This is a genomic window from Acinetobacter sp. ANC 4169, from assembly GCF_002135355.1.
In the GTDB taxonomy this organism is placed as follows: Bacteria; Pseudomonadota; Gammaproteobacteria; order Pseudomonadales; family Moraxellaceae; genus Acinetobacter.
The window spans coordinates 58,487-80,875 of record NZ_NEGE01000009.1 but is presented as its reverse complement, the minus strand read 5'-3'; the positions used below and the strand labels follow the sequence as shown (position 1 = coordinate 80,875).

Annotated in this window: 18 protein-coding genes and 2 pseudogenes; 11 read left to right on the top strand and 9 right to left on the bottom strand. The window is 42.9% G+C overall.

Annotated features, from left to right (window positions below; all coding sequences use genetic code 11):
- Positions 1–311: 311 nt before the first annotated feature.
- From pgaB to pgaD, 3 genes and pseudogenes are all read left to right on the top strand, one after another.
- Positions 312–2,204: pseudogene (pgaB, locus tag B9T26_RS08460) on the top strand (poly-beta-1,6-N-acetyl-D-glucosamine N-deacetylase PgaB); the annotation flags it as partial.
- A gap of 11 nt (positions 2,205–2,215) precedes the next feature.
- On the top strand, positions 2,216–3,508 hold the full coding sequence (gene pgaC / locus B9T26_RS08455) for a poly-beta-1,6-N-acetyl-D-glucosamine synthase (RefSeq protein WP_086199269.1): 1,293 nt from the start codon (positions 2,216–2,218) through the stop codon (positions 3,506–3,508).
- Positions 3,498–3,911 carry a poly-beta-1,6-N-acetyl-D-glucosamine biosynthesis protein PgaD gene (gene pgaD, locus B9T26_RS08450; protein ID WP_086199268.1) on the top strand — a complete coding sequence of 138 codons (414 nt, stop codon included), beginning with the start codon at positions 3,498–3,500 and terminating at the stop codon, positions 3,909–3,911. The genes pgaC and pgaD overlap by 11 nt, the downstream gene beginning before the upstream one ends.
- Before the next feature lie 73 nt (positions 3,912–3,984).
- Here the strand turns inward: pgaD and B9T26_RS08445 are convergent, their stop codons facing one another.
- Positions 3,985–4,938 (bottom strand): DMT family transporter, encoded by a 954-nt coding sequence (locus tag B9T26_RS08445; protein WP_086199267.1) that lies wholly within the window; start codon positions 4,936–4,938, stop codon positions 3,985–3,987.
- Positions 4,939–5,543: 605 nt separating this feature from the next.
- Between B9T26_RS08445 and B9T26_RS08440 the strand changes: the two genes are divergently transcribed.
- Entirely contained in the window at positions 5,544–6,026 is a 483-nt protein-coding gene (locus B9T26_RS08440) for a hypothetical protein (RefSeq protein WP_086199266.1), read from the top strand.
- Between the two features lie 33 nt (positions 6,027–6,059).
- Here the strand turns inward: B9T26_RS08440 and B9T26_RS08435 are convergent, their stop codons facing one another.
- Genes B9T26_RS08435 through B9T26_RS08425 form a run of 3 tightly spaced genes read right to left on the bottom strand, consistent with a single transcriptional unit; the run spans position 6,060 to position 8,422 of the window.
- Positions 6,060–6,665, bottom strand: coding sequence for a TetR/AcrR family transcriptional regulator (locus B9T26_RS08435; protein WP_086199265.1), 606 nt, complete (start codon positions 6,663–6,665; stop codon positions 6,060–6,062).
- A gap of 6 nt (positions 6,666–6,671) precedes the next feature.
- Positions 6,672–7,592 carry an alpha/beta fold hydrolase gene (locus tag B9T26_RS08430; protein WP_086199264.1) on the bottom strand — a complete coding sequence of 307 codons (921 nt, stop codon included), beginning with the start codon at positions 7,590–7,592 and terminating at the stop codon, positions 6,672–6,674.
- 44 nt (positions 7,593–7,636) lie between these two features.
- Positions 7,637–8,422: a crotonase/enoyl-CoA hydratase family protein gene (locus B9T26_RS08425; RefSeq protein ID WP_086199263.1), complete on the bottom strand. Its 786-nt coding sequence runs from the start codon at positions 8,420–8,422 to the stop codon at positions 7,637–7,639.
- Positions 8,423–8,641: 219 nt separating this feature from the next.
- On the opposite strand from B9T26_RS08425, the gene pnuC reads away from it, so the two are divergent.
- From pnuC to B9T26_RS08410, 3 genes are all read left to right on the top strand, one after another.
- Positions 8,642–9,226 carry a nicotinamide riboside transporter PnuC gene (gene pnuC, locus B9T26_RS08420; protein WP_086199262.1) on the top strand — a complete coding sequence of 195 codons (585 nt, stop codon included), beginning with the start codon at positions 8,642–8,644 and terminating at the stop codon, positions 9,224–9,226.
- 16 nt (positions 9,227–9,242) lie between these two features.
- On the top strand, positions 9,243–9,518 hold the full coding sequence (locus B9T26_RS08415) for a hypothetical protein (protein ID WP_086199261.1): 276 nt from the start codon (positions 9,243–9,245) through the stop codon (positions 9,516–9,518).
- A gap of 136 nt (positions 9,519–9,654) precedes the next feature.
- On the top strand, positions 9,655–10,152 hold the full coding sequence (locus tag B9T26_RS08410; RefSeq protein ID WP_086199260.1) for a DUF2505 family protein: 498 nt from the start codon (positions 9,655–9,657) through the stop codon (positions 10,150–10,152).
- A 402-nt stretch (positions 10,153–10,554) separates the two neighbouring features.
- Here the strand turns inward: B9T26_RS08410 and B9T26_RS08405 are convergent, their stop codons facing one another.
- Positions 10,555–11,874 (bottom strand): MFS transporter, encoded by a 1,320-nt coding sequence (locus tag B9T26_RS08405; protein ID WP_086199259.1) that lies wholly within the window; start codon positions 11,872–11,874, stop codon positions 10,555–10,557.
- 139 nt (positions 11,875–12,013) lie between these two features.
- On the bottom strand, positions 12,014–12,217 hold the full coding sequence (locus tag B9T26_RS08400) for an amino acid transport protein (protein ID WP_086199258.1): 204 nt from the start codon (positions 12,215–12,217) through the stop codon (positions 12,014–12,016).
- 220 nt (positions 12,218–12,437) lie between these two features.
- Between B9T26_RS08400 and def the strand changes: the two genes are divergently transcribed.
- The 3 genes from def to B9T26_RS08385 all read left to right on the top strand — a co-directional run bounded on the left by def (position 12,438) and on the right by B9T26_RS08385 (position 14,672).
- Complete coding sequence (gene def, locus B9T26_RS08395) at positions 12,438–12,917, top strand: peptide deformylase (protein ID WP_086199257.1); 480 nt, start codon at positions 12,438–12,440, stop codon at positions 12,915–12,917.
- 85 nt (positions 12,918–13,002) lie between these two features.
- A complete protein-coding gene (locus B9T26_RS08390; RefSeq protein ID WP_086199256.1) occupies positions 13,003–14,211 on the top strand; it encodes a GGDEF domain-containing protein in 1,209 nt (402 codons plus the stop codon).
- 23 nt (positions 14,212–14,234) lie between these two features.
- Positions 14,235–14,672: a hypothetical protein gene (locus B9T26_RS08385; RefSeq protein WP_143223009.1), complete on the top strand. Its 438-nt coding sequence runs from the start codon at positions 14,235–14,237 to the stop codon at positions 14,670–14,672.
- Between the two features lie 341 nt (positions 14,673–15,013).
- On the opposite strand, the gene dhaK is transcribed toward B9T26_RS08385, so the two are convergent.
- Positions 15,014–16,744, bottom strand: coding sequence for a dihydroxyacetone kinase subunit DhaK (gene dhaK / locus B9T26_RS08380; RefSeq protein WP_086199254.1), 1,731 nt, complete (start codon positions 16,742–16,744; stop codon positions 15,014–15,016).
- A 220-nt stretch (positions 16,745–16,964) separates the two neighbouring features.
- Between dhaK and B9T26_RS08375 the strand changes: the two are divergent.
- A pseudogene (locus B9T26_RS08375) lies at positions 16,965–18,140 on the top strand (IS3 family transposase).
- Positions 18,141–18,219: 79 nt separating this feature from the next.
- Here B9T26_RS08375 and B9T26_RS08370 read toward each other — a convergent pair.
- Positions 18,220–18,573 carry a lysozyme inhibitor LprI family protein gene (locus tag B9T26_RS08370; RefSeq protein ID WP_086199253.1) on the bottom strand — a complete coding sequence of 118 codons (354 nt, stop codon included), beginning with the start codon at positions 18,571–18,573 and terminating at the stop codon, positions 18,220–18,222.
- A gap of 97 nt (positions 18,574–18,670) precedes the next feature.
- Positions 18,671–22,360 (bottom strand): methionine synthase, encoded by a 3,690-nt coding sequence (gene metH / locus B9T26_RS08365; protein ID WP_086199252.1) that lies wholly within the window; start codon positions 22,358–22,360, stop codon positions 18,671–18,673.
- Positions 22,361–22,389: the final 29 nt, after the last annotated feature.

Genomic DNA, 22,389 nt, shown 5'->3' with positions numbered 1-22,389 from the left:
ATGTATATAACTTAAAATACTGCTTGCTCATTTCATTATTTAAATACTTAATTTTAAAAAAACTATTATTTTTTAAGCTTCATTTCAGCTTGGTTGGATAAAAATACAGATTCAAAGTTCTGAATGGCGTAAATCATGAAAAGGGTCGTTTTCTATTGATCAATGATGCTGCGTGTTCAGAGCATAAAATGATTTTTGAGCACCATTCAATGAAGATTCGCTTGCTATCCACCTTGCTTTCTGCTTCTCTTTCCGCCGTTTTATGTCAGATGCCTCATTTAGCCTGGAGTAAAACACTGCCAACCAACAATCCCACCCTTACGGTGATTGGCTATCATGAAATTACCGATGGTAAATCGGCACTGATTCCTGACTATTCAGTAACGACTCAGCAGTTTCAGCAACATATTAGCTGGCTTAAAAATAATGGCTTTCATTTTATTAATGTCGATCAGCTGATTAAAGCACATCAAGGCAAATATCATTTACCCAGCAAGCCGGTTTTATTGACGGTTGATGATGGCTATGCTTCATTTTATAAAAATGCTTATCCGATTACCAAAGCCAATAAAATTCCAGTGGTACTGGCAGTGGTGGGTTCATGGCTAGAGCCTAAAGCAGGGAAAAGCATTGACTTCTCAGGCGAGAAAATTCAGCGCAATCAAATGTTGTCTTGGGCCGAATTAAAACAGATGCAAGACAGTGGCCTGGTCGAAATTGCCAGTCATAGCTATAACCTGCATCGCGGCATCTTGGGCAATCCGCAAGGCAATATGGAACCGGCGGCAGTCACCCGGTTATATGATCCTAAATCTGCAAGCTATGAAACCGATCGCCATTATCAACAACGGATTAGCAATGATTTAAAAAAGAATAACCAGTTATTGAGTGCCCACGGCTTAAAAGCACCACGGGTGATGGTATGGCCTTATGGGCATTACACCATGCAAACCGTGAAAATTGCCAAACAGTTAGGTATGCCAGTGGCCATTAGTCTGGATGACGGTGCAGATTCTGCGCAAGGTTCTTTGGGGCAGCTTAACCGTATTCTGATTGAAGGCAATATGACTACGGCGGATTTGGCTCAGGAAATTCAAAACCGTCAGCAACATTTAGGCGACAATAACCGTCCGCAAAAAATCATGCATATCGATCTGGATTACATTTACGACAAAGATCCAATTCAGCAAGAACGCAATCTGGATCACTTGCTCGACCGGATTGTGGCAATGAAAGTCAATACTGTGTATCTACAAGCCTTTTCTGATCCGGATGCCAATGGTTCTGCGGATATGGTGTATTTCCCGAACCGTTATCTACCGATGCGTGCAGACCTGTTTAACCGGGTGGCCTGGCAAATTCAAACCCGTACCCAAGTCAGTCGGGTCTATGCCTGGATGCCGTTATTGGCCTGGGACCTCCCTAAAAATAATCCGGTGGCTAAAGATGTGGTGGTGACCCAGCAAGCCGATGATTCCGAGCATCTGAATATGGGCTATCACCGTTTAAGTCCTTTTTCTGCCGATGCGCGTAAAACCATTGCCGGTATTTATCAGGACCTGGCCAAGTCAGTGCCATTTAACGGTATTTTATTCCACGATGACACCACTTTATCTGACTATGAAGATGCCAGTCCCGAAGCCTTGCATGCCTATGCCTCTATTGGCTTACCGACAGATCTGGCGAAAATTCGAAATAATGATGCCGACCTGGAAAAGTGGACCGCGTTCAAAACCCAATATATTGATGACTTCGCCATGCAACTGGCGCAAGAAGTCCGCCAGTATCATCCGTTTTTGCTGACTGCACGTAACTTGTATGCACAAGTTGCCCTGAAACCTTATGCGGAAAACTGGTATTCACAGTCTTTGGAACAGTCGATTAACCGTTATGACTTCACTGCAATCATGGCGATGCCCTATATGGAGCAAGCCACAGATAACGATGCTTTTTATCGCGATATCGTCAATCGTGTGAAGCAATATCCCAATGGCATGAAGAAAACCGTCTTTGAATTACAGTCGGTGAACTGGCGAACCAATCAAAGGGTTCCCTCAGATGAAATGGCAAAAACCATTGAGTCTTTATATAGCCAAGGTGTGATGCATGAAGCGTACTATCCGGATGATCCGATTCAGGACTATCCAGATACTCACGTAATGCGCAAAGCCTTTGATATGAAATCCAGCAAACTTATTCCTTAAAGGAATTCTATATGTCAACGCTGCAGCATTTTTGGCATTCTGCATTGCACTTCGTTTTTTATTATCCATTATTTATGTCGTATTTATGGATGATCGGTGCACTGATTTTCTATTGGAAAGAGCGACAGGATCCGCCATTTCAACAGCCTGAAGCACTGCCTTATTATCCTAAAGTGGCAGTGCTGGTACCTTGTTTTAACGAGGGCGACAACGCTGAAGAAACACTCAGCCATGCGCTGGCACTGGATTATCCAAACTTTGAAGTCATTGCCATTAATGATGGCAGTTCGGATAACACCGCCTCCGTGTTAAACCGTCTGGCAGATCAGCACGAAAAATTACGTGTGGTGCATTTGGCGCATAATCAGGGCAAGGCTATGGCACTACAGGCTGGAAGCCTGCTTACAGATGCAGAATATTTGCTCGGCATCGATGGCGATGCCTTGCTTGATCCGCATGCCGCGACCTGGATGCTACGGCATTTTCTGCAAGATGAAACCGTGGCTGCGGTTACAGGGAATCCACGAATTCGTACCCGTTCTACCCTGATTGGTCGTATTCAGGTGGGAGAGTTTTCTTCCATAGTCGGCATGATTAAACGGGCACAACGTAGCTTTGGACGACTGTTTACCGTCTCTGGCGTGATTACCGCCTTTCGTAAAAGTGCCGTACATGAAGTGGGCTACTGGTCCCCTAATATGCTGACTGAAGATATCGACATTACCTGGAAGCTGCAACGTGCGGGATGGAATATTCACTTTGAACCGAATGCTCTGGTGTGGATTTTAATGCCGGAAACCTTTAAGGGTTTATGGAAACAGCGCTTGCGCTGGGCCATGGGTGGGGCACAGGTACTGATTAAAAATATAGATGTGCTGTTTCAACCAAAACTGAATTTTTTATGGCCCTTGCTCTGTGAATTGATCCTGACACTGATCTGGTCTTATTTAATGCTGTTTATGGCCATCCTTTGGTTGGTGCATTTTATTGTCCCACTAGGCATATCGGGGATCAGTTCGCCATTTCTACCTTATGGCACAGGTTTGTTATTGGGCATAACCTGCCTGTTACAGTTTGCCATGAGCAAATGGATGGACAGCCGTTATGAACATTCACTGGGCAAAAATTACTTCTGGATGATCTGGTATCCATTCGTATTCTGGCTGATCACCCTGACGGCCAGTATTGTGGCATTCCCTAAAGTTTTGTTACGTGGTCATGGCCAGCGCGCACGCTGGGTCAGTCCAGACCGCGGGATGCGCCATTCAACCTCCAATAATGAGCAAGTGATCCATGAAAAATAATCCTTTAATTATTGATTTGCGTCATTGCTTGCCGTGGCATAAACGTTATGCGTCGAATACCTCTACCGCCATGATGTGGGCGGTGTGGCTGTTGCTATGGCGACCGTTACTGATTGTGATGGGTGTTTTGAGCCTGCAAAAAAATCATGTGTTTCATCAACTTTTTTCTGCTTTTGGCTTAGGTATTGAACATGGCGTAAGTGCTTTATTGGCTTGTGCTGTGGCCTTGCTTTTATGGTCGAATTTTGTTCCTGCAAAAACAGTAAAGACTACGTCTGCTAAAAATGTCTCCGATTATGGGCAACATTTTGGTTTAGCTGTTGAAGAAATCGAACAGGGACGCCAGCAAAAGGTCACAGTGGTTCATCATGACGAACACGGCAAAATTATTCACCTTGAATAAAAGCTTTTTTGCTTAAATTTAGAATTGAGCAAATCCCGAGTCTGCATCCGGCTCGGGATTTTTTCTATGCTATTTAATGTTTACTACGTATTTGCAAAGCATAGAGGGCTAAACCTGAACAGAGTAATAACAGCCCTAAAATGAAATGAGAATTTAGAGCTTCATGATTAAGCCATGTGCCCCACAGCGTAGCCAGTACCGGGCTCATGATGTTCATCAGCATCAGCGTGGTTGGATTGACTTTATTGAGCAGCTGATAATAAAAAATCATCGCCAGTACCGATGAAAAAACCGCACTATAAATGAGAGCAATATGAGTTTGTAATGAAGGCAGCTTATCAGGCATCTCTGACCAGAAAAAAGGCAGCAAACAACAATAACCCAGCCATGACATGATTGTAGTACCGGTCATCTGACTCAGTGGATGGATATTTGCAGCCACAGCACGCACTGCAAATGCAGAAAGCACATATAACAGCATGGCCACGATTTCCAGTGCAATGCCAAGTCGATTGAGTAGCAGATTTTGTGCGTTTAAACCCAGCGCAAAATACATGCCCAGCATCCCTAGACCCAAGCCGAGCCATTGATAGGCGTTAAACTTTTCACTGTGAAAAATATAAATGGCGATTAAACCAGAAACCAAGGGAGCGCTGCCGTAGATGATTGAAATGACTGTGGAAGGCACCTTGGATGCGCCCAGGTAGCAAAAGGTCATGGAGGCAAACAGGCCAAGAGCACCCGCGGCATAACTCAGCAAAGCTTGCGGGTGTACGGGAACTTTGACCTTGAAGCAGGCCTGACAGGCCAAGGCAATTGGAATGGCCAAGCTAAATCGGATAAATAAGCCCCACGCCCAATGAATTTCCTGCACTGTCCAGACGGCTGCAAGTGGTGTCAGTGACCAGATCAGTACAACAGTTACAAATTGACCGGCTGTAGCGAAGCGTGAGTTTGGGTTAAAAGGGGCTACAACCGGCTCGGACAGTGGCGAGGGGAAGTCATTATTCTTGATTGAATTATTCATCAGCTTTTTCCTTATTTTTAGGCAATAAAAAAGGCCGCTGTTGAGGCGACCTTGGGGTATTTATTGGGTGGTGATTATTCTAAATCATCATCATGGTACAGATTCCAAGGCACCTCATGTAAAAACTGCACACGTCGTGAACTTGCCTTGTAGACTTGAAGGTCCAAAGCGAAGCAAGTAACCGGCGTAGCTTGAGCAGATGAAAGAGGAAACATGAGTAAAGTTCCGTAGAATCATAAGGGTCTATTGACACTTCATCTATGATTGCGACGACACATATTTTTAGCTGATATGAGGCGAAAAGCAGGAAATTTAGTCATTCTAAATGACTGCTTTGTAACGATATAGCAGCAAAAATATGTGTCGTCCCGTAGGGCTGTGGCTAAAATTATCTCAGATTTCGTTATGAAACTTGAAAATAGTCTCGCTATTATCTTCGTTTCATGCCTTATCTGCTCAATTTTAGCCTACAGCGCAAGCTATCTATGAAATGTTAATAGACCCTATTTTTTTTATAGCATAATATTTTAAAAGTTGTGTAATTTTTGTTCAAATTGTTTTATATAATATAAAAATAATAATTATTTATTCATGAGAGTGACGCTATGCTGAAAATACTCTTGGGGTTATGTCTTTTTCTTGGGCTGATTGTGCTTTGGAAAATATTTTGTAAAATTCAGATTAATCAACATGCTCAACAATTCAGAATCAAGCGACTCACCGATTTAATCAAACCCGATGCAACCTCGGCACAGTCCTTGTCTTCACCGAAAGAACGGGTAGAGGAGGTGGAGGAATATGAACAACAACTGTTTGATGATGTTTGCCAGATGTTTTTTGAACGTCATCTGACTGAACGTAATTTAAGTCAGGCTATTGTCGTTCAAGAAGGTATTTTAAAAAAACTGCCCGCCAAGGCACAAACCCGGATTCGCAAGCTGGACCTAGGCGAATGGTCGATTTACTGGACCTTCTATGACCAGTCTTTAGAATATTACGTCGGACGCTATGGCGTGTTTTATACCCATATTGACCGTTTTGGCTGTGAGCATAAGTGTGAATTCAAGGAGCGGCCTCATCGCGTTTGATTTAAGCAGCTGCCCGAATTGCTTATATCATCGTTAACCTTCAACTAAAGGGTTCTGGTTTTTATCCAGGTACTCACTCTTTTTAACCAACTGCTTTAAGATACGTTGCTTGACCTGATCCAGATAAAACAGCTCATCATTCAGGCGATACATTAAAATTGCCCCTTCATAATCGGCCAAACTTTGTTTTGCCAAAATTTTAGCCTCCTGTTCTGCAAGCTGCATTTTAAATAATTGATAAAATGCCATTTCCCAATCCTGAAAAATAGCGCGAATTTTTTCTAAAATTTCAGCAGACTGATAGCGTGCTTCAATTGAAATGATGCCGATTAAACAGCCCTTGACTTCATCACTAAAAAACCGGATCGCACGTTCGTGCATCTGCTCGAACTGTTGGCTGATGCAAACTCCATCCTCTAAGCAATGCCTAAACAAATGTGTATTTAAATACTGTCGGGTCAGTTCCAGTACATCCATCAGCAAGGCCTCTTTACTGGGATAATAATAGTAAAAAGAGGCTTTACTGAGTCCACAGGCTTTGGCCAGTATCTCCATACTGGTCGCAGCATAGCCATAGCGCTTGAATTGCAAGGCACTGATATTCAAAATTTGTTCTCGGCTCAGTTTTTGTGGGCGCATCTGTGCTTAATCGCTATTGGTGTGTTGTTGGATTGGTTGGGGAAGTTGCTGATCGAAAGTGTGGCATATTTCATCCCAGATTTTTTCCGAACCTTTACGGAAATAGCCCATATGACCAATCTGTTTCAGGCCATAATCGGTAGCGGCAATATTAATAAACTGCATGGGTGCCTGAGCATAATGTTGCATAAAGGCATGCCGTGAATTGGGGAGGGCCCAGTCATCATCCAGTGCAGAAACGGCATAAATCGGGGTTTTGACTTGTGCATATTGCTGAATTAAGGCCTGCTGTTCTGGGTCGGCAAAGAAGTAGGTTGGGTTTTTACACCATTTGCGCCACTGTTTATAGACATCAATCGGTAAATCTGCCCCCATTTTCAGCTTGCTCCAGGGCAAGTAACCTTTAAGCGCAACCATTGGCGGGAATACAATATTCCAGATGACCTGAACTTTGACCTTTTCCTTAAACGGCATATAGCCATGCCAGCCGGCACCGGTACCCAAGCAATACATGGCGGTAACTTTGTCATGATTTGGGGTTAGTCCCAGCGCCTGTCCGCCATAGGAATGACCGACCATAAAGATTGGTAGTCGATCCTGGGCCAGATAGTCAATTGCTCCGGCAAGATCCAATGCTCCCCAATCCAGATAGGACATCTTAAAGCCTTTGAGACTGGCAGGGGCTGATTGCCCCACACCACGATAATCAAAAGTCAGTACCTGATAACCAAACTGGGTCATATATTCGGCAAAGCGGCGATAGAACTCCTGTGGTACACCGGTTGCACTGGACAGCACAATATTGGCTTTGATTGCCTGAGCTGGGGTGTAAAGCGTTCCCCACAGTGGATAGCCATCGGTAGCCAGGAATGATTGAGCACAGCGGCTGAATTGCGGACCCTGTGTTTTTGGATTGAAATTCGGCATAGCAAACTCGTATTGTTATTGAATTTAGACCGTTGGCTATTTACTTATCGACCTTTAAATTCAGGGGCGCGACGTTGCAGCATTGCCATGACACCTTCTTGCACATCCTGCGTTTTGAGCAAGGGGGTAAGATGCTGCTGCAAATTGGCAAAGGCAGTTTCGGCTCCCTGTTCAGCGGCCTCCTTGGCAGAAGCCAGTGTTGCCTGAACAGCCAGTGGTGCGGCTTGTGCAATATGTTCGGCCAGATCAATGGCACGTTGCAGTGGGGATTCAGGGGTAATTTCAGTAATCAGGTTTAAATCCAGGGCTGTTGCAGCATCAAAGTGATCGCCAGTCAGCAAATAGCGCATGGCTTTAGTCCAGCCCGCAGCCTGTACAAAACGGACGGTTGCACCGCCAAAGGGTAAAATGCCACGCTGCACTTCCATTTGCGCGAACTGGCAATTGTCTTGCGCAATGACGATATCTGCATTCAGCATCAGTTCGATGCCTGCGGTATAACAAATGCCTTGTACCGCAACAATCACCGGTTTTTTGCGTGGTCTTGAGCTGGTGCCCCAAGGGTTGATTTGACCGTGTTCAAAATCAAATACGCCTGTTTGCAGTTTGGCTTGCAACTCCACCAGATCCAGTCCGGCAGTGAAATGATCACCATGGGCAAAAATGACCGCACAGCGTAATTCCGGATGGTCTTCATATTCGGTTAAGGCCAGCGACAAGTCATGAATCATATGGCTATCAAAGGCATTTCTTTTTGCAGTACGATCCAGGCCAATCAAAAGTAGAGACCCGCGAATTTCCCGGCTGACTTTTCCTTGTTGTTGAGACATTGTTATTTTCCAGAGAGACTGTTTTTTAAGTTTTTAAACGATTGTTAGAAAACTGTCAAACCTGCCCAGTCAAATTTTATGTTCGCTACTGCGGTAAAAAAACCTATGTGCTAGAAGGGGCAGATGGTCAGATGCTGTACAGCAATGGTTATAATTTTTCTTGCGTTCAGGGCCATTTTTTTCATAATAGCAACACTATTTAGCGGTTTGATTATTGCCATGTCAGCTTTAGAAATTGTTGCAGTTATTATTAGTCTTATTGGGGTGGCACTCACCATTAAACGCAACATGTGGTGCTGGTGGTTTAACTTTGCAGCCTTTGTCTTGTATGCCTATCTTTTTTATCAATTTAAGCTCTATGGTGAAACCATATTGCAGTTCTTTTTCATGGTTGTTAACTTTTACGGCTTCTATCATTGGCTGAAGGGCAAACAGCAAGATCATGAAATTCGCATTGAGCCGATAGCCAAAAAAACGGTCTTTTTCCAGATGCTGTTAGCCGCTGTGGGTGGGTTGATTTTTGGTTTAACCCTGAAACATTTTACCGATGCTGCAGTACCGATGTTGGATTCACAACTGGCTGCGTTTAGTCTGTTGGCCACTTATTGGACCAGTCGTAAACATATTGCCACTTGGGTACTGTGGGTGTTTGTCGATATCATTTATGTCGGCATGTTTATATATAAGGACCTATTCTTGACTGCCGGTTTATATGCTGCTTTCGTGGGGCTGGCTGCTTTTGGCTGGTGGCAGTGGGAACAGGTGAAAAAGAAACAGGCTTTGACTCAGTTCAAAGGTGTTTAAGCTTGAGGAGAGAGGGATGCTGATCGACTTTGTTCAACATCAGTTGCAAAAGTTTGATGAACTGGCATGCCAGATTCAAGCCGAACCGGAAAAATATATCACTTTCGATTCAGTCTCTGACTTTTATAAAGCAGCCTGGTTGCAGGATTTTCCTCAGGGCACGACCTGGGCTGCCACAGGTCTGGATGATGGTGCGGAACAATTTGATGCGATCATTGAATATCGTGGTCATTTTCTCAGGATTAGCTGTGCTGAGAAAGTTGCAATTTATTGCAGTATATGTGCTGAATAGTTTAGTATAGAGTCTCAATGCCAACAGCTTTAAAATTCAATTAAATAAAGAGCTATAAAAATAGGCTAGATCAGTGATGATCGAATGGTTTGGAAATATTTAAAACCACCACTAGAAAAACAAAGGATTAGAAAATATGGCACATCGTTTTACTGTGAATTCTACAATTCAGGGTGTTTCAATTGATCAGTTCAAACAACTTGTAGCAAATACAGCTTTACACGAAGCGGTATGTAGGCGTATTCCAGGTGAAAAATTAGAAATTATTGAGTCTAAAATGAGCGGTGATATTTACACTTTACGCCGTGCCTATAATTTGGATGTCAACATACCGGATATGGCAAAAAAATTCCTTAAAGATGCATTTCGAGTCAAGCGTACCGATGTTACAGATTTAGCCGCTTTAACTTCAAGCATCACCTTGGGTGCAAATATGCCTTTAGAGGCGAACTGCGAGCGTCTAGTAACAGGAGATGAGCAGCAAATTCACATTAGCCTGAATTGGCATGTCAAAGTTAAAGTGCCTTTGTTGTCGGGTATGCTGGAAAAACATGCCGAAACTGAAATTCGTAAATTTAGCCAGCTGGAAATCCAGATTGTTGAAGATGAATTAAAGAAAAATTTAATTGCTTAATCGATAAAAAAAGCCCTTCAACTGAAGTAATGCTGATCAGTTAAGGAGTTTCGAAATAAACTCTTTAGCTTTTTAGCAGTTCACGACGGAGTCTTACCTTTTTAAATCAAAGTCTTGCAGCTCATTTGTTACTTTGGTTTCGCCCAAATGAGAAGCGCAGCTTCGCAAGGAAGGCATCTTGCGGAGTAATACTCCTCACCGCAAAACTCGTCAGCCACTATCAACTAGCAAATTTATCGCAGAAACAATCATTTTTTAATCTTGCAGTGCAATGCACCTCATGCCTCAAACAGTTGCAGATGACTTTTCCACATATCAACTACAGTCATGAATTTAAAAAAGAAAATACCAGTCAATTTCTTAACTGACTGGCATTACTTCAACTGAAGGGCTTTTTTAGAGCTAATCTTTCAGTGCATTTTGTGCTGGAGTCATGGCAGATATACCGCCATGTTTTTCAAACTTGGCTCTATAAAGCAGGGCAGTAAAGAATGCGACAACACAGACTACGCCTATATAGTACATAGCGCCAATCTTGCTATATAGGCTTAACCATTGCACCAACGGTAGCGTAATGCCACCTGCAATGGCATAGGCCACGTTATAGGAAAATGAAATACCCGAGAAGCGAATCTGGGCCGGGAACATTTTCACCATGCTGTAAGACACCATACCGACTGTACCTGAAAACAGTCCAAGCAGCATATACAGCATAAATACGGTCGTAGCGGAAACCAGTCCCAAGCTGTTATAGAAAATAGCGGCAATCACAGCAACAGCCAGTGAACCCCATATAATCACTTTGCCTGCACCCAAGCGGTCTGCCAGTAAGCCTGCAACAATACAACCGAGCATTTGCATGATGATGGCTGCACTCTGCATTTTAAAGGCATCGGCACGCTCGAAACCAAAGGCTCCTGTAAGCAGATTCGGCATAGCCAAAATGAGTACCACTACACAAGCTGTAAGGAACCAGGTAAACAGCATGCCAATCACGACTGCGGTTTTATGTTCTGCCAATACCTGTTTCACCGGCATTTTGGTAGCCAGTTGTTTACGTTGCTGCATGGCTTTGAATACAGGGGTTTCTTTTAAATAACTGCGTAGATATAGCGCAATTAAACCGAAGATACCGCCTACAATAAAAGGCACACGCCATGCCCAATCATGAATTTCTGTCTCGCTATATTTTAGCGAAATAAACAGTGACATTAAGGCACCGAGCAAGATGCCCAACGAAAGCCCGGCAGTGAGTAAACCATTGGCCAGGCCAATTTTGGTTGAAGGTACATGTTCGGAAACAAAAGTCCAGGCTGCAGGAATTTCACCGCCAATCGCAATGCCTTGAACCACACGCATCAGCAATAACAATAACGGTGCAGCATAGCCAATGCTTTCAAAGGTCGGCATCACCCCGATCATTAAGGTAGGCAAGGCCATCAGTAAAATAGACAGGCTGAATAAGCGCTTACGTCCGACCAGGTCACCAAAATGTGCCATTACCACACCGCCGAGGGGACGGAAGAAATAACCCGCGGCAAAAATGCCGTAAGTATTTAACATGGCCCAGAAAGGACTTAAGCCGCTAGGAAAAAACAGTTCTGAAATGATTTTGGCGTAAAAGACATAAATCACGAAGTCGTAAAATTCCAGTGCTCCGCCTAAAGATGAAAGTCCCAGCGTGCGTTTATCTTCACTCGTTAAACGTGGTATTGCGTCCATGCTTCAGGTTTCCGTAAGTCAGCAAAATGGATCAGGTATCTTTTAATTGTAATATTTTGTTTTTTAGATGAAAAATCAATCTTTCTTTTGAGTGTATCAACTTAATTTTATGAATAAATCAATATGATTTGTCACTTAATTAAAGCCGGATAAAGTAAGGTGCAATAGAAAGAATAATACCGATTGTGGTCAATATGCCGGTATTTTCTATAAAATAAGGGAAAATCATCAGTACTAAGCCACAGATCCAGGGCACAATGACTTTTTGCTTTTTGCCATACAAAAAATAGCCTAAGCCTATAGAACTAAAAAGAACACCAAGCAGCAGTTGGGCAGTTGTCATATTTTTTTATTTATAAAGAAATTTGACAAATCATAAGCAAGCAAAATTAAAAGCGGCTTAAAAGATTGAGCTTTTCAAACGACCTGAATCATTCATAAATATGCAATAGAAATGTGAAAACTGAATATCACACAGCATTTTTTAAGGTTAATATTTATACAGAATTTGCAATTAAAAAAAGTATTGAACCTAGCGTTATCGCTAGCTAAGGGATGAATTGATGAGCACTATTTTACCTGTGGCACAGCGTGGTGAAAGCATTTTGACTGTAATAGCAGCAGAAGTAGCAACAACTGAGTTAAATAGTCCGTGGCTAAAGGAACTTGCAGCAGCCATGTATACCACCATGCTGGAACGAAACGGTGTGGGAATTGCTGCACCTCAGGTTTATGTGTCTAAACGGGTCATTATCGTCGCCTCACGTCCGAACCCGCGTTATCCCGATGCCCCTGAAATGGATGCGCTGGTGATGGTAAATCCTGAAATTCTGGAAAAGTCTGAACTGACTGTTTTGGGGGAAGAGGGCTGTTTAAGCGTACCGGATGAGCGTGGACAAGTTGCACGTGCCCAAATGATTAAGCTGCGTTATTTAACCTTGGATGGAGAAGTAGTAGAAACCAGCTTTAGCGGTTTTCCTGCCCGAATTGTGCAACATGAAGTGGATCATTTGGATGGGGTGCTGTTTATCGAGAGGATATAAGCACGCATTGTTTAATTTTTGTACTGTTGGTATAATATTTAGGCAATAAAAAAATTTTATAAATGATAAAGATATTCATAAAGAAATGAACTTTTTTAGAAAAATACCGCTGCTGATTTTTCATTATTGGGGCAGGTTCAAGTTTCATTTACTTGAATCAGATAACTTAATTATTACCTGGTCCAATTTTGACAAGGGTGTATTGCTGTGCTTTTTTGGCGCCTTCTGCCAACTCAGTGCACTTAAATGGTATCTGTTTAGTTGTTATTCAGAAGAAAATCGGGTCTGGATTAATCATGACTTTTTTGTAACCCGTATTACTACTATCTTCATCACTTTAGGCATTTTTATCGGCTTAATTGCGCTAAGCCACCGATATAAAGGCAATGAAAAATTCCGTCAATTTATTACCTATTTTTCACCGATGTTTTTTGGTGGCGTGATGATTTATGCCGGTTATACCGTGGGTATGTTTAGTCCTGCAACCATTTCTGGTTTTATCAATATTGTGCTGATTGGCCTGGTCTATTATCCACGAAAAATTATTTATAGCATCGCGATTTTTGCTTCTATTTTTACCATCATTATTAGTTACTTAACTTTCAATGATGTCATTCGATATGCACCTGTTTTCAGTGATGCCCTGACGCATAGCGAGTTTTATCATAATCCTTTCTGGATTAAGAGTATGGCAGAGGTCTATTTGCCAATCTTGCTGATTTCGTTTTTGTTTTTTGAAATTTTACTGTCGCAGTGGCGTCGGCGTGAAATGAAGATTAAAAAAATGAGTCAGACCGATGCGCTGACCAATGTATTTAATCGTCGTTATATTGGTGAAGAACTCAGTATTCTGGAAAGTAAGAAAAAGGCAACTTATGCCGTGGTATTGCTGGATTTAGATCATTTCAAAAAAATTAATGATGATTATGGACATGAAGTGGGAGATGATGTTTTGCAGCGTGTGGCCACTATTTTATGTACCACCACACGAATACAGGACGTAGTCGGGCGTTTTGGTGGCGAAGAGTTTATTTTGATTTTAAAGGATCAAAATTTGCAACAGGCGATTGAGATTGCAGAACGCTGTCGCAAAATTATTGAACAAGAAGAATTTGAACTGGAAACAGGGAACATTTTAAAAACCAGTGCCAGTTTTGGCGTCGCACTTTCCCAACCTAATTCCAAGAAAGAACAGACCATTCGTATGGCGGACCGAGCTTTATATTTGGCCAAACAGCAAGGACGTAATCAGGTCAGGCATTATCTGGAGTTAAACTTAGACCCAGCTGTTTAAGTTGTGCTTGCGGATATATGGTTATGGAACTTATGCAATTTTCTTTAACGCTCGATGCCATTCGGGTTGAAATGAAGAATGAACAGTCATTTGAAATTGCCAAAGGGCTGGATTTTATTGAATTACAAAGTGTCCGATATAGAAGACTCGATGCTTTGAGTTTAGAAAATATGATTGAGGTGATTGAAGAAATACTGGAACAATTCAAACTCGATCATAAAATTCAGCGTATAGCTAAAACTTCAGATGCCTACATGCAGCAGATTTCCCAATTATTTTTTAATGGTGAAGCAGTCATAGATCGGATCAAGCTGGAACACGCTTTTAATGAGTTTGTTGAACACATTAAATATTATGTACGGCAGGTGGATAGCGAGCATTTTTATGTGTTTGTGTATTTCGTTTTTATCAGGGAAATGATGCATCATTTGAATGTGGTGGAAATAAGCTTTAAAAATTAAAAGTTAGCTATTAAAAATTACTTATTGCTTGCGAACTCAGAATATATTTTGAGGCTACTTACTTTCTAAAAATAAGAAACTGATTATTCAAGTTATAGACTTTAAAATTAAAGGTCTGCTTTCTTATTTGTATAAGGAACCCTTGTTTCCTAAGGCTCAGAAAAACCAAGATTAGCCATCCTCACCCTATGTTTATCATGCGATTAAGTGAATTAACAACAGCATCTTCTGAATGCTTTTTAATCTGATGCTTTCAAATGAAGTACAAGAAAGAGAGGTAAAGGGGAAATTAAAAAAAGCCCCGAATAGTTTCGAGGCTTTTGATTTGGCTAGCTTAAATCTTATTTAATATGCTCAGCAATATCGCTAAAAATCACACCTAAACCATGTGCACCTGCATCTGGATAGCCTAAGCTGCGGTCGCCGACTGTTCCGGCACGGCCCATACGTGCAACGATATCTTTAGTCGACTCTGCTCCCTGAACGGCAGCTTGTGCACCGAGAATAAAGTTTTCTTTAAAGGTTTTGTTGGTATTGGCAGACCATGAATCTGCACATGGCACCAAGGCATCAATCAGGGTCTTGTCACCGACCACAGCACCACGACCGAATGAACGCTCACCAGTGGTTTGAATGCCTTTTACTGCGTCTTGCAGCATGGCAGCAAAGTCGGCAACAGAAAGAGTCTCTTTTCCTTGAACCGACTTACTTGCTGCACGGAAGGCTGAACCCCAGATTGGACCTGATGCACCGCCACAATATTCCATGATGATCATTGAACAGTTCAGCAGGAAGTCATCCATCTGTTCAGCCTGAACCAGTTCATGCCACTGACGTTTCAGCTGTTTAAAGCCTTTGGCCACGCTCATACCGAAGTCACCGTCACCGGCATGGGCATCCAGCTCACAGAACGGTACTTCATTTTTAATGATGCAGGCGCTCATGACATCAACCACATAGCGCATATTTTCAATACTGAATTGCTCATTGGAAATTTTGGCATGTTCTGCATGGGTTTCAACATCGGTATTTAAATTACGTTCTGCTGTTGAATTGTTGGCAGCAAATTCAAAAGGTAGAGCCGCTGAACCATCCATTTTAAAGGCAGGGGTATTGGCTTCTGCATCCAGATAAGCTTTCAGTTCATCGTCCACAGCAAGGAGTGAAACGGACGCACCGCTCATATCGATACTGGTCATATAGTTGCCGACAAAAGTGCGATAAATTTTGATGCCTTTGCTTGTCAGATGTTCGCACACGTCATGGTTGAACACATACAATTCTTGCAGCGGTGTTGTACCAAAACCATTCACCAAAACTGCGACTTCTGTCAGATCAGGACGATCCAGGAACAGGTCATCGACAATACGCTGTGCAAGTTTTTTAGATGGCAGGATTTTTTCACGGCGGATACCCGGTTCACCGTGAATGCCCACGCCATATTCCATTTCGTCATCATCCAAAGTGAAAGTAGGGGTGCCTTTGGCTGGAACGGTGCAAGAGGTGTATGCAAAGCCAAGACTGGTCACGCTGTCGGCAGCTTTTTGTGCCAGTTCTTTTACGCGCGCAAGTTCATAGCCTTTAGCAGCTGCAGCACCCGCAATTTTATGCACAAACACTGTGCCTGCAACACCACGACGACCCACGGTATATAGGCTGTCTTTTACTGCAATATCATCCGCCACTTTTACGTAGTCAACCTTGATGCCATCTTCCGTCGCCAACGCTGCGCCATTCTGGAAATTCATCATATCGCCAGAATAGTTTTTGATGATCATCAATGCGCCTTTGTCAGATGCGACTTGCTGTAAGGCTTTATAAACTTGAATTTGCGAAGGAGAGGCAAATACATCACCACACACGGCAGCATCGAGCATACCTGTGCCAACAAAGCCTGCATGTGCTGGTTCATGACCGCTACCGCCGCCACTGATCAGTGCCACGTTATTGTGTTTTTCTTTACGTGAAATGATTTTATAGGCTTCATTAAATTGAAGCTCAGGGTGAGCCAGTACAAGTCCTTTGCACATTTGGACAACGAGGCTTTCTGCGTTGTTCATGAGTTTTTTCATGGGATGACCAATCTATTTATTAGGGAGAATTTAAAGGGCTTATTATTATCGAAAAACATAATGTTTGCTGACATAAAAGTGTAAAAACGGGCATTTAAAAAGCACCTCTTCAAATTATAAACCTCTCCCTAGCCCTCTCCTAAGAGGAGAGGGGATTGTAGTGGTTTAATAAAGTTGGACACCAAATTAGGTGATAATGTATTCACCAAAGAGGTGCTCCATGAAATCAAGACGAACATTCACTCCAGAATTCAAACTTGAAGCAGCAAGCCTTGTACTTGATCAAGGCTATTCAATTTTACAAGCCTGTCGTGCTTTAGATATTGGTCAAACAGCATTGAGACGCTGGGTTGATCAACTTCAATTTGAACGAACAGGTCAAGCCCCAACAGCGCCTGCTTTAACGACTGAACAAAGAGAAATACAGCAACTTAAAGCTCGTATTCATCAACTCGAACAGGAGAAAATGATCCTAAAAAAGGCTACAGCTCTCTTAATGTCAGACGAATTCAAACATATGCGTTGATCGATCAATTAAGAAAGCGAAGCCCTGTTAAATTACCGTGTCATGCCTTTGGTGTACTTCGTTCAAGTTATTATCATTACCGTACGACATGCAAAAGTTCCAATCCTGATCGTACTAAACTTAAAGTGATGATAAGTAGTCTCTTTAAGCAAAGTCGCTGTTCCCTTGGAAGCAGAGGAATTCGACATATGCTCCTGAATCAAGGCATTAAGATTGGACGCTATTTGGTGCGTAAAATTAATGCGTGAATCAGGTCTTGTCTCGAAACAGCGTAAGAAACACAAGTATCAAAGCAATGTGGATGACAATCCTCTTGTCCCAAATACGTTAAACAGGCAATTTAAACCTGTGCAACCTAGCCATGTTTGGAGCAGTGATATTACGTATATTTGGACAGGTAAAATGTGGGTTTACCTAGCAGTCGTTCTTGATTTATATGCACGCCGAGTCATTGGGTGGTCTATGTCAGCACAGGCAAATCAGCATTTAGTAATTAAGGCATTAGATGAAGCATGGCACCGTCGGGGGAAACCTGTTGGGGGTCATCTTCCATTCCGATCAAGGTAGCCAATATAAGAGCCATCTATTTAGGCAAAGGTTGGAACATTATGACATACAACAAAGTATGAGCCGAAAAGGCCTTGCGCAGTATACTGCTCATGGGACAACGCTCCAACAGAACGACTGTTTAGGAGTCTCAAGACTGAGTGGATTCCTAAACTCGGTTACTGCTCAATTGAAGAAGCAAAGCTAGATATCGGTCTGTATCTGATGGAATATTACAATCAGATACGACCTCATCAATTTAATGATGGCATCAGTCCTTGCGAGGCTGAACAAAAACTTAAAACTGTGTCCAATATTTGTTGACCACTACAGTCACGGAACTCATGTGATACGCGAAAGTCCCCTTTTGTAAAAGGGGGATTTAGGGGGGATTACCTAAAAATTAAAGTAAATCCTTCAGCTCTTTAATTCGCTGATCAATAAGATCGGCATTGCATGATAGATTGATTAACTTGGAACCTGCACCGAGTGAAGAGCTCGAAATATAAGACACGAGTTCATCACAATGACTATTTTTATATAACAACCAATTCTTTTGAGAGGTTTCTAAAATTTTCTTACCTTCATCATCCATAGTGTTATAGAGCTTTTGATAAGTTTGGTTGAGTTTGGTTTTATTAGATTTTAGTTCTTTTTCATAACAAGCAATTTCATCGTATACGTTGCTTGCCTTACATTCTGCAAAAGCAAAAGATGAAATAAAAGGTAAAACTAAAAGTAAGAATATTTTTTTCATTTTATAAATGTCGTTTATGTATTTTTAAGACTTCTAATTATAAATAAAAAACCCCCTCATTCGAGGGGATTTTTTTCTTCTCTAAATTAGAGGATTCTTAAACCACCGAATCATCCAAATTCGGCGCTAACCAACGCTTAGCTTCATCTAAAGTCCAGCCCTTACGCTTCGCATAATCCTCAAGCTGATCGCCTGCGATTTTACCCACATTAAAGTACTGACTTTCAGGGTTTGCATAATAGAAACCGCTAACAGATGAAGGTGGCCACATTGCAAAGCTAGTCGTCAATTGCGTACCAATTTTGTCAGTAGAACCTAACCAGTCAAATAACGGCACTTTTTCAGAGTGTTCAGGACAAGCAGGGTAGCCTGGGGCAGGACGGATGCCGACATACTTCTCTTTAATCAACTCTTCATTGCTTAACGTTTCAGACGCTTGGTTGCCCCAGAACTCTTTGCGAATGCGCTCATGCAAATGCTCCGCAAACGCTTCGGCAAAACGGTCACCTAAAGATTGAGCCAAAATTGCAGAGTAGTCATCGCCTTTGGCTTTGTACTCATTGGCCATTTCTTCCGCACCGAAGATCGATACAGTGAAACCACCCAAGTAATCTTCCGCAACACCTTTAGGCGCAACAAAGTCTGCTAATGACAAGTTTGGTTTACCTGTCACTTTGTCAGACTGTTGACGAATATGATGGAAGGTATGCGTAACCGATTTGCCATCTTCGCTATACACTTCAACCGAATCCGCTGCTGAACGGTTGGCAGGGTAAATACCAAATACAGCACGTGCATCAAAACGTTTGTTATCGATAATATCTTTCAGCATTTTCTGTGCTTGTTCATACAAGTCAGTGGCTGCTTCACCCACCACTTCATCAGTTAGAATTGCAGGGAATTTACCCGCCAAGCTCCAAGAAATAAAGAACGGCGTCCAGTCGAAGTATTCAACCAATGTTTCCAATGGATAATTGGTCAGCGTTTGCGTACCAATAAAGTTTGGTTTCACAGGCTTATTCGCTGAAAAGTCAATCTTCAAGCCATTTTCAACCGATTCTGCATAAGACAGTTTGGCTGCTTTCGGCTGTTTGTTGGCAATACGCTCACGCACTTTCTCATATTCAGCACGGGTTTCTTCAACAAACTTCGGCTTCATTTCTTTCGAAAGAAGGGTAGTTGCCACACCGACCGCACGTGAAGCATCGGCTACATAAATCACTGCATCATTTGAATATTGCGGATCAATTTTCACTGCTGTATGCGCTTTAGATGTGGTTGCACCACCAATCATCAGCGGGACATTAAAACCTTTACGCTGCATTTCTTTAGCAACAAAGACCATTTCATCTAGTGACGGAGTAATCAAGCCAGAAAGACCGATGATGTCAACTTTCTCATCAATCGCAGTTTGCAGGATTTTTTCCGCAGGCACCATCACGCCCAGGTCAACGATGTCATAACCGTTACAGCCTAAAACTACTCCAACGATGTTCTTGCCGATATCGTGCACGTCGCCTTTTACGGTCGCCATCAACACTTTACCTTTAGACTGCGCGCCTGTTTTTTCTGCTTCGATGTACGGGTTCAACCAAGCCACAGCCTGTTTCATCACACGTGCAGATTTTACCACTTGCGGCAGGAACATTTTGCCCGAACCGAACAGGTCGCCGACCACGTTCATGCCGTCCATCAGTGGGCCTTCAATCACATCGAGTGGACGTTTGGCTTTTAAACGTGCTTCTTCAGTATCTTCATCAATAAAGGTGGTGATACCTTTCACCAAAGCATGCTCAAGACGTTTTTCAACTGGAAGCTCACGCCATTCCAGGTTTTCCACTTGTTTTTGCGCAGCGCCTTGACCACGGTATTTCTCAGCCACTTCAAGCAGCTTTTCAGTCGCATCATGCTGACTTTCACCTTGGTTTTGGTTCAAGATCACATCTTCAACCGCAGCTTTCAGCTCAGCATCAATATCGTCATAAATCGCCATTTGACCAGCGTTAACGATACCCATGGTCATGCCTTGCTTAATGGCATGGTACAAGAACACCGAGTGAATCGCTTCACGAACCGGTTCATTACCGCGGAATGAGAACGATACGTTGGATACACCGCCTGAAATCATGGCATGTGGCAAGTTTTGTTTAATCCAGCCCGTTGCTTCAATAAAGTCCACGGCGTAGTTGTTGTGTTCTTCAATACCAGTTGCGACTGCAAACACGTTCGGGTCAAAGATGATGTCTTCAGCAGGGAAGCCGACTTCATTCACCAAAACATCGTATGAACGCTTACAGATTTCACGCTTACGCGCTGCGGTATCGGCCTGACCATCTTCGTCAAATGCCATCACAATCACGGCTGCACCGTACTGACGGCAAAGGCGTGCTTTGTGTACAAACTCGTCATAACCTTCTTTAAGGGAAATCGAGTTAACAACCGGCTTACCTTGTACGCATTTCAAGCCTGCTTCAATGATTTCCCATTTAGAGGAGTCAATCATGATTGGCACGCGTGAAATTTCAGGTTCAGAAGCCACAAGATTCAGGAAATGCACCATCGCACCTTGCGAATCGAGCATGCCTTCATCCATGTTGATGTCAATCACCTGTGCGCCTGCAACCACTTGTTGTAGCGCGACATCTAAAGCTTCGGCAAAGTTTTCTTCACGGATTAAACGCAGGAATTTTTTCGAACCGGTGACGTTGGTACGTTCACCAACGTTTACAAATAGTGATTCAGCAGTAATGTTAAACGGCTCTAGACCACTTAAACGGCAAGCAGGTTTGGTTTCAGGAACCTGACGCGGCTTGATGTCTTTTACCGCATTGTAAATGGCACGGATATGATCAGGCGTTGTACCACAGCAGCCACCAGTGATGTTAATCAGGCCACTTTCAGCAAACTCTTTGATGAATGCTGCAGTTTCTTCCGGAGTTTCATCATAACCACCGAAGGCATTTGGCAAGCCCGCGTTTGGATGCGCTGAAACAAAAGTATCGGCGACATCGGAAATGGTTTTCACGTGCGGACGCATGGCATCTGCACCAAGCGCACAGTTAAAGCCGATCGACAGCAAGTCACCATGACGGACAGAGTTCCAGAACGCTTCTGCTGTTTGACCGGTCAAGGTACGGCCTGAAGCATCGGTAATGGTGCCTGAGATCATCAACGGCAATTCATAGCCAATCTGGTTGAACACTTCTTTGACTGCGAAGATTGCAGCTTTACAGTTTAAGGTATCGAATACAGTTTCGATCAATAGAATGTCTGCACCACCTTCAATCAAGGCATGTGCAGCTTGAATATAGTTTTCTTTCAGTTCATCAAAAGTAATGTTACGAAAAGCCGGATCATTCACATTGGGTGAGATTGAACAGGTACGAGATGTTGGCCCAAGCACACCGGCAACAAAACGTGGTTTTTCTGGGGTCGAGTATTTTGCACAAGCTTCTTTGGCAATACGTGCCGCTTCACGGTTAATCTCGGGAACCAGATCTTCCATATGATAATCCGACATTGAAACACGTGTGCCGTTAAAGCTGTTGGTTTCAATAATGTCGGCACCAGCCTCGAGATAGGCTTCGTGAATACCCTGGATGATTTGCGGTTGCGTCAACACTAAAAGGTCGTTATTGCCTTTGAGGTCAGATGCCCAGTCAGCAAAACGCTCACCACGGTAGTCAGCTTCTTCGAGTTTGTGACGCTGAATCATGGTGCCCATAGCACCGTCGATAATCAGAATCCGTTGAGCGAGCAGCTCTTTTAGGGTGGCAAGCGTGGACATAAATAACCCCAATCCGATGGAATATAAAA

Bases quoted from the DNA above. Each gene is read 5' to 3' on its own strand.
- pgaD (WP_086199268.1), top strand. From the start codon at position 3,498: ATGAAAAATAATCCTTTAATTATTGATTTGCGTCATTGCTTGCCGTGG.
- metH (WP_086199252.1), bottom strand. From the start codon at position 22,360: ATGTCCACGCTTGCCACCCTAAAAGAGCTGCTCGCTCAACGGATTCTG.
- B9T26_RS08425 (WP_086199263.1), bottom strand. From the start codon at position 8,422: ATGTCTCAACAACAAGGAAAAGTCAGCCGGGAAATTCGCGGGTCTCTA.
- B9T26_RS08410 (WP_086199260.1), top strand. From the start codon at position 9,655: ATGGCACATCGTTTTACTGTGAATTCTACAATTCAGGGTGTTTCAATT.
- B9T26_RS08445 (WP_086199267.1), bottom strand. From the start codon at position 4,938: ATGAATAATTCAATCAAGAATAATGACTTCCCCTCGCCACTGTCCGAG.
- B9T26_RS08415 (WP_086199261.1), top strand. From the start codon at position 9,243: ATGCTGATCGACTTTGTTCAACATCAGTTGCAAAAGTTTGATGAACTG.
- B9T26_RS08405 (WP_086199259.1), bottom strand. From the start codon at position 11,874: ATGGACGCAATACCACGTTTAACGAGTGAAGATAAACGCACGCTGGGA.
- pgaC (WP_086199269.1), top strand. From the start codon at position 2,216: ATGTCAACGCTGCAGCATTTTTGGCATTCTGCATTGCACTTCGTTTTT.
- dhaK (WP_086199254.1), bottom strand. From the start codon at position 16,744: ATGAAAAAACTCATGAACAACGCAGAAAGCCTCGTTGTCCAAATGTGC.
- def (WP_086199257.1), top strand. From the start codon at position 12,438: ATGAGCACTATTTTACCTGTGGCACAGCGTGGTGAAAGCATTTTGACT.
- B9T26_RS08430 (WP_086199264.1), bottom strand. From the start codon at position 7,592: ATGCCGAATTTCAATCCAAAAACACAGGGTCCGCAATTCAGCCGCTGT.
- B9T26_RS08400 (WP_086199258.1), bottom strand. From the start codon at position 12,217: ATGACAACTGCCCAACTGCTGCTTGGTGTTCTTTTTAGTTCTATAGGC.
- B9T26_RS08370 (WP_086199253.1), bottom strand. From the start codon at position 18,573: ATGAAAAAAATATTCTTACTTTTAGTTTTACCTTTTATTTCATCTTTT.
- B9T26_RS08390 (WP_086199256.1), top strand. From the start codon at position 13,003: ATGAACTTTTTTAGAAAAATACCGCTGCTGATTTTTCATTATTGGGGC.
- B9T26_RS08440 (WP_086199266.1), top strand. From the start codon at position 5,544: ATGCTGAAAATACTCTTGGGGTTATGTCTTTTTCTTGGGCTGATTGTG.
- pnuC (WP_086199262.1), top strand. From the start codon at position 8,642: ATGTCAGCTTTAGAAATTGTTGCAGTTATTATTAGTCTTATTGGGGTG.
- B9T26_RS08385 (WP_143223009.1), top strand. From the start codon at position 14,235: ATGGAACTTATGCAATTTTCTTTAACGCTCGATGCCATTCGGGTTGAA.
- B9T26_RS08435 (WP_086199265.1), bottom strand. From the start codon at position 6,665: ATGCGCCCACAAAAACTGAGCCGAGAACAAATTTTGAATATCAGTGCC.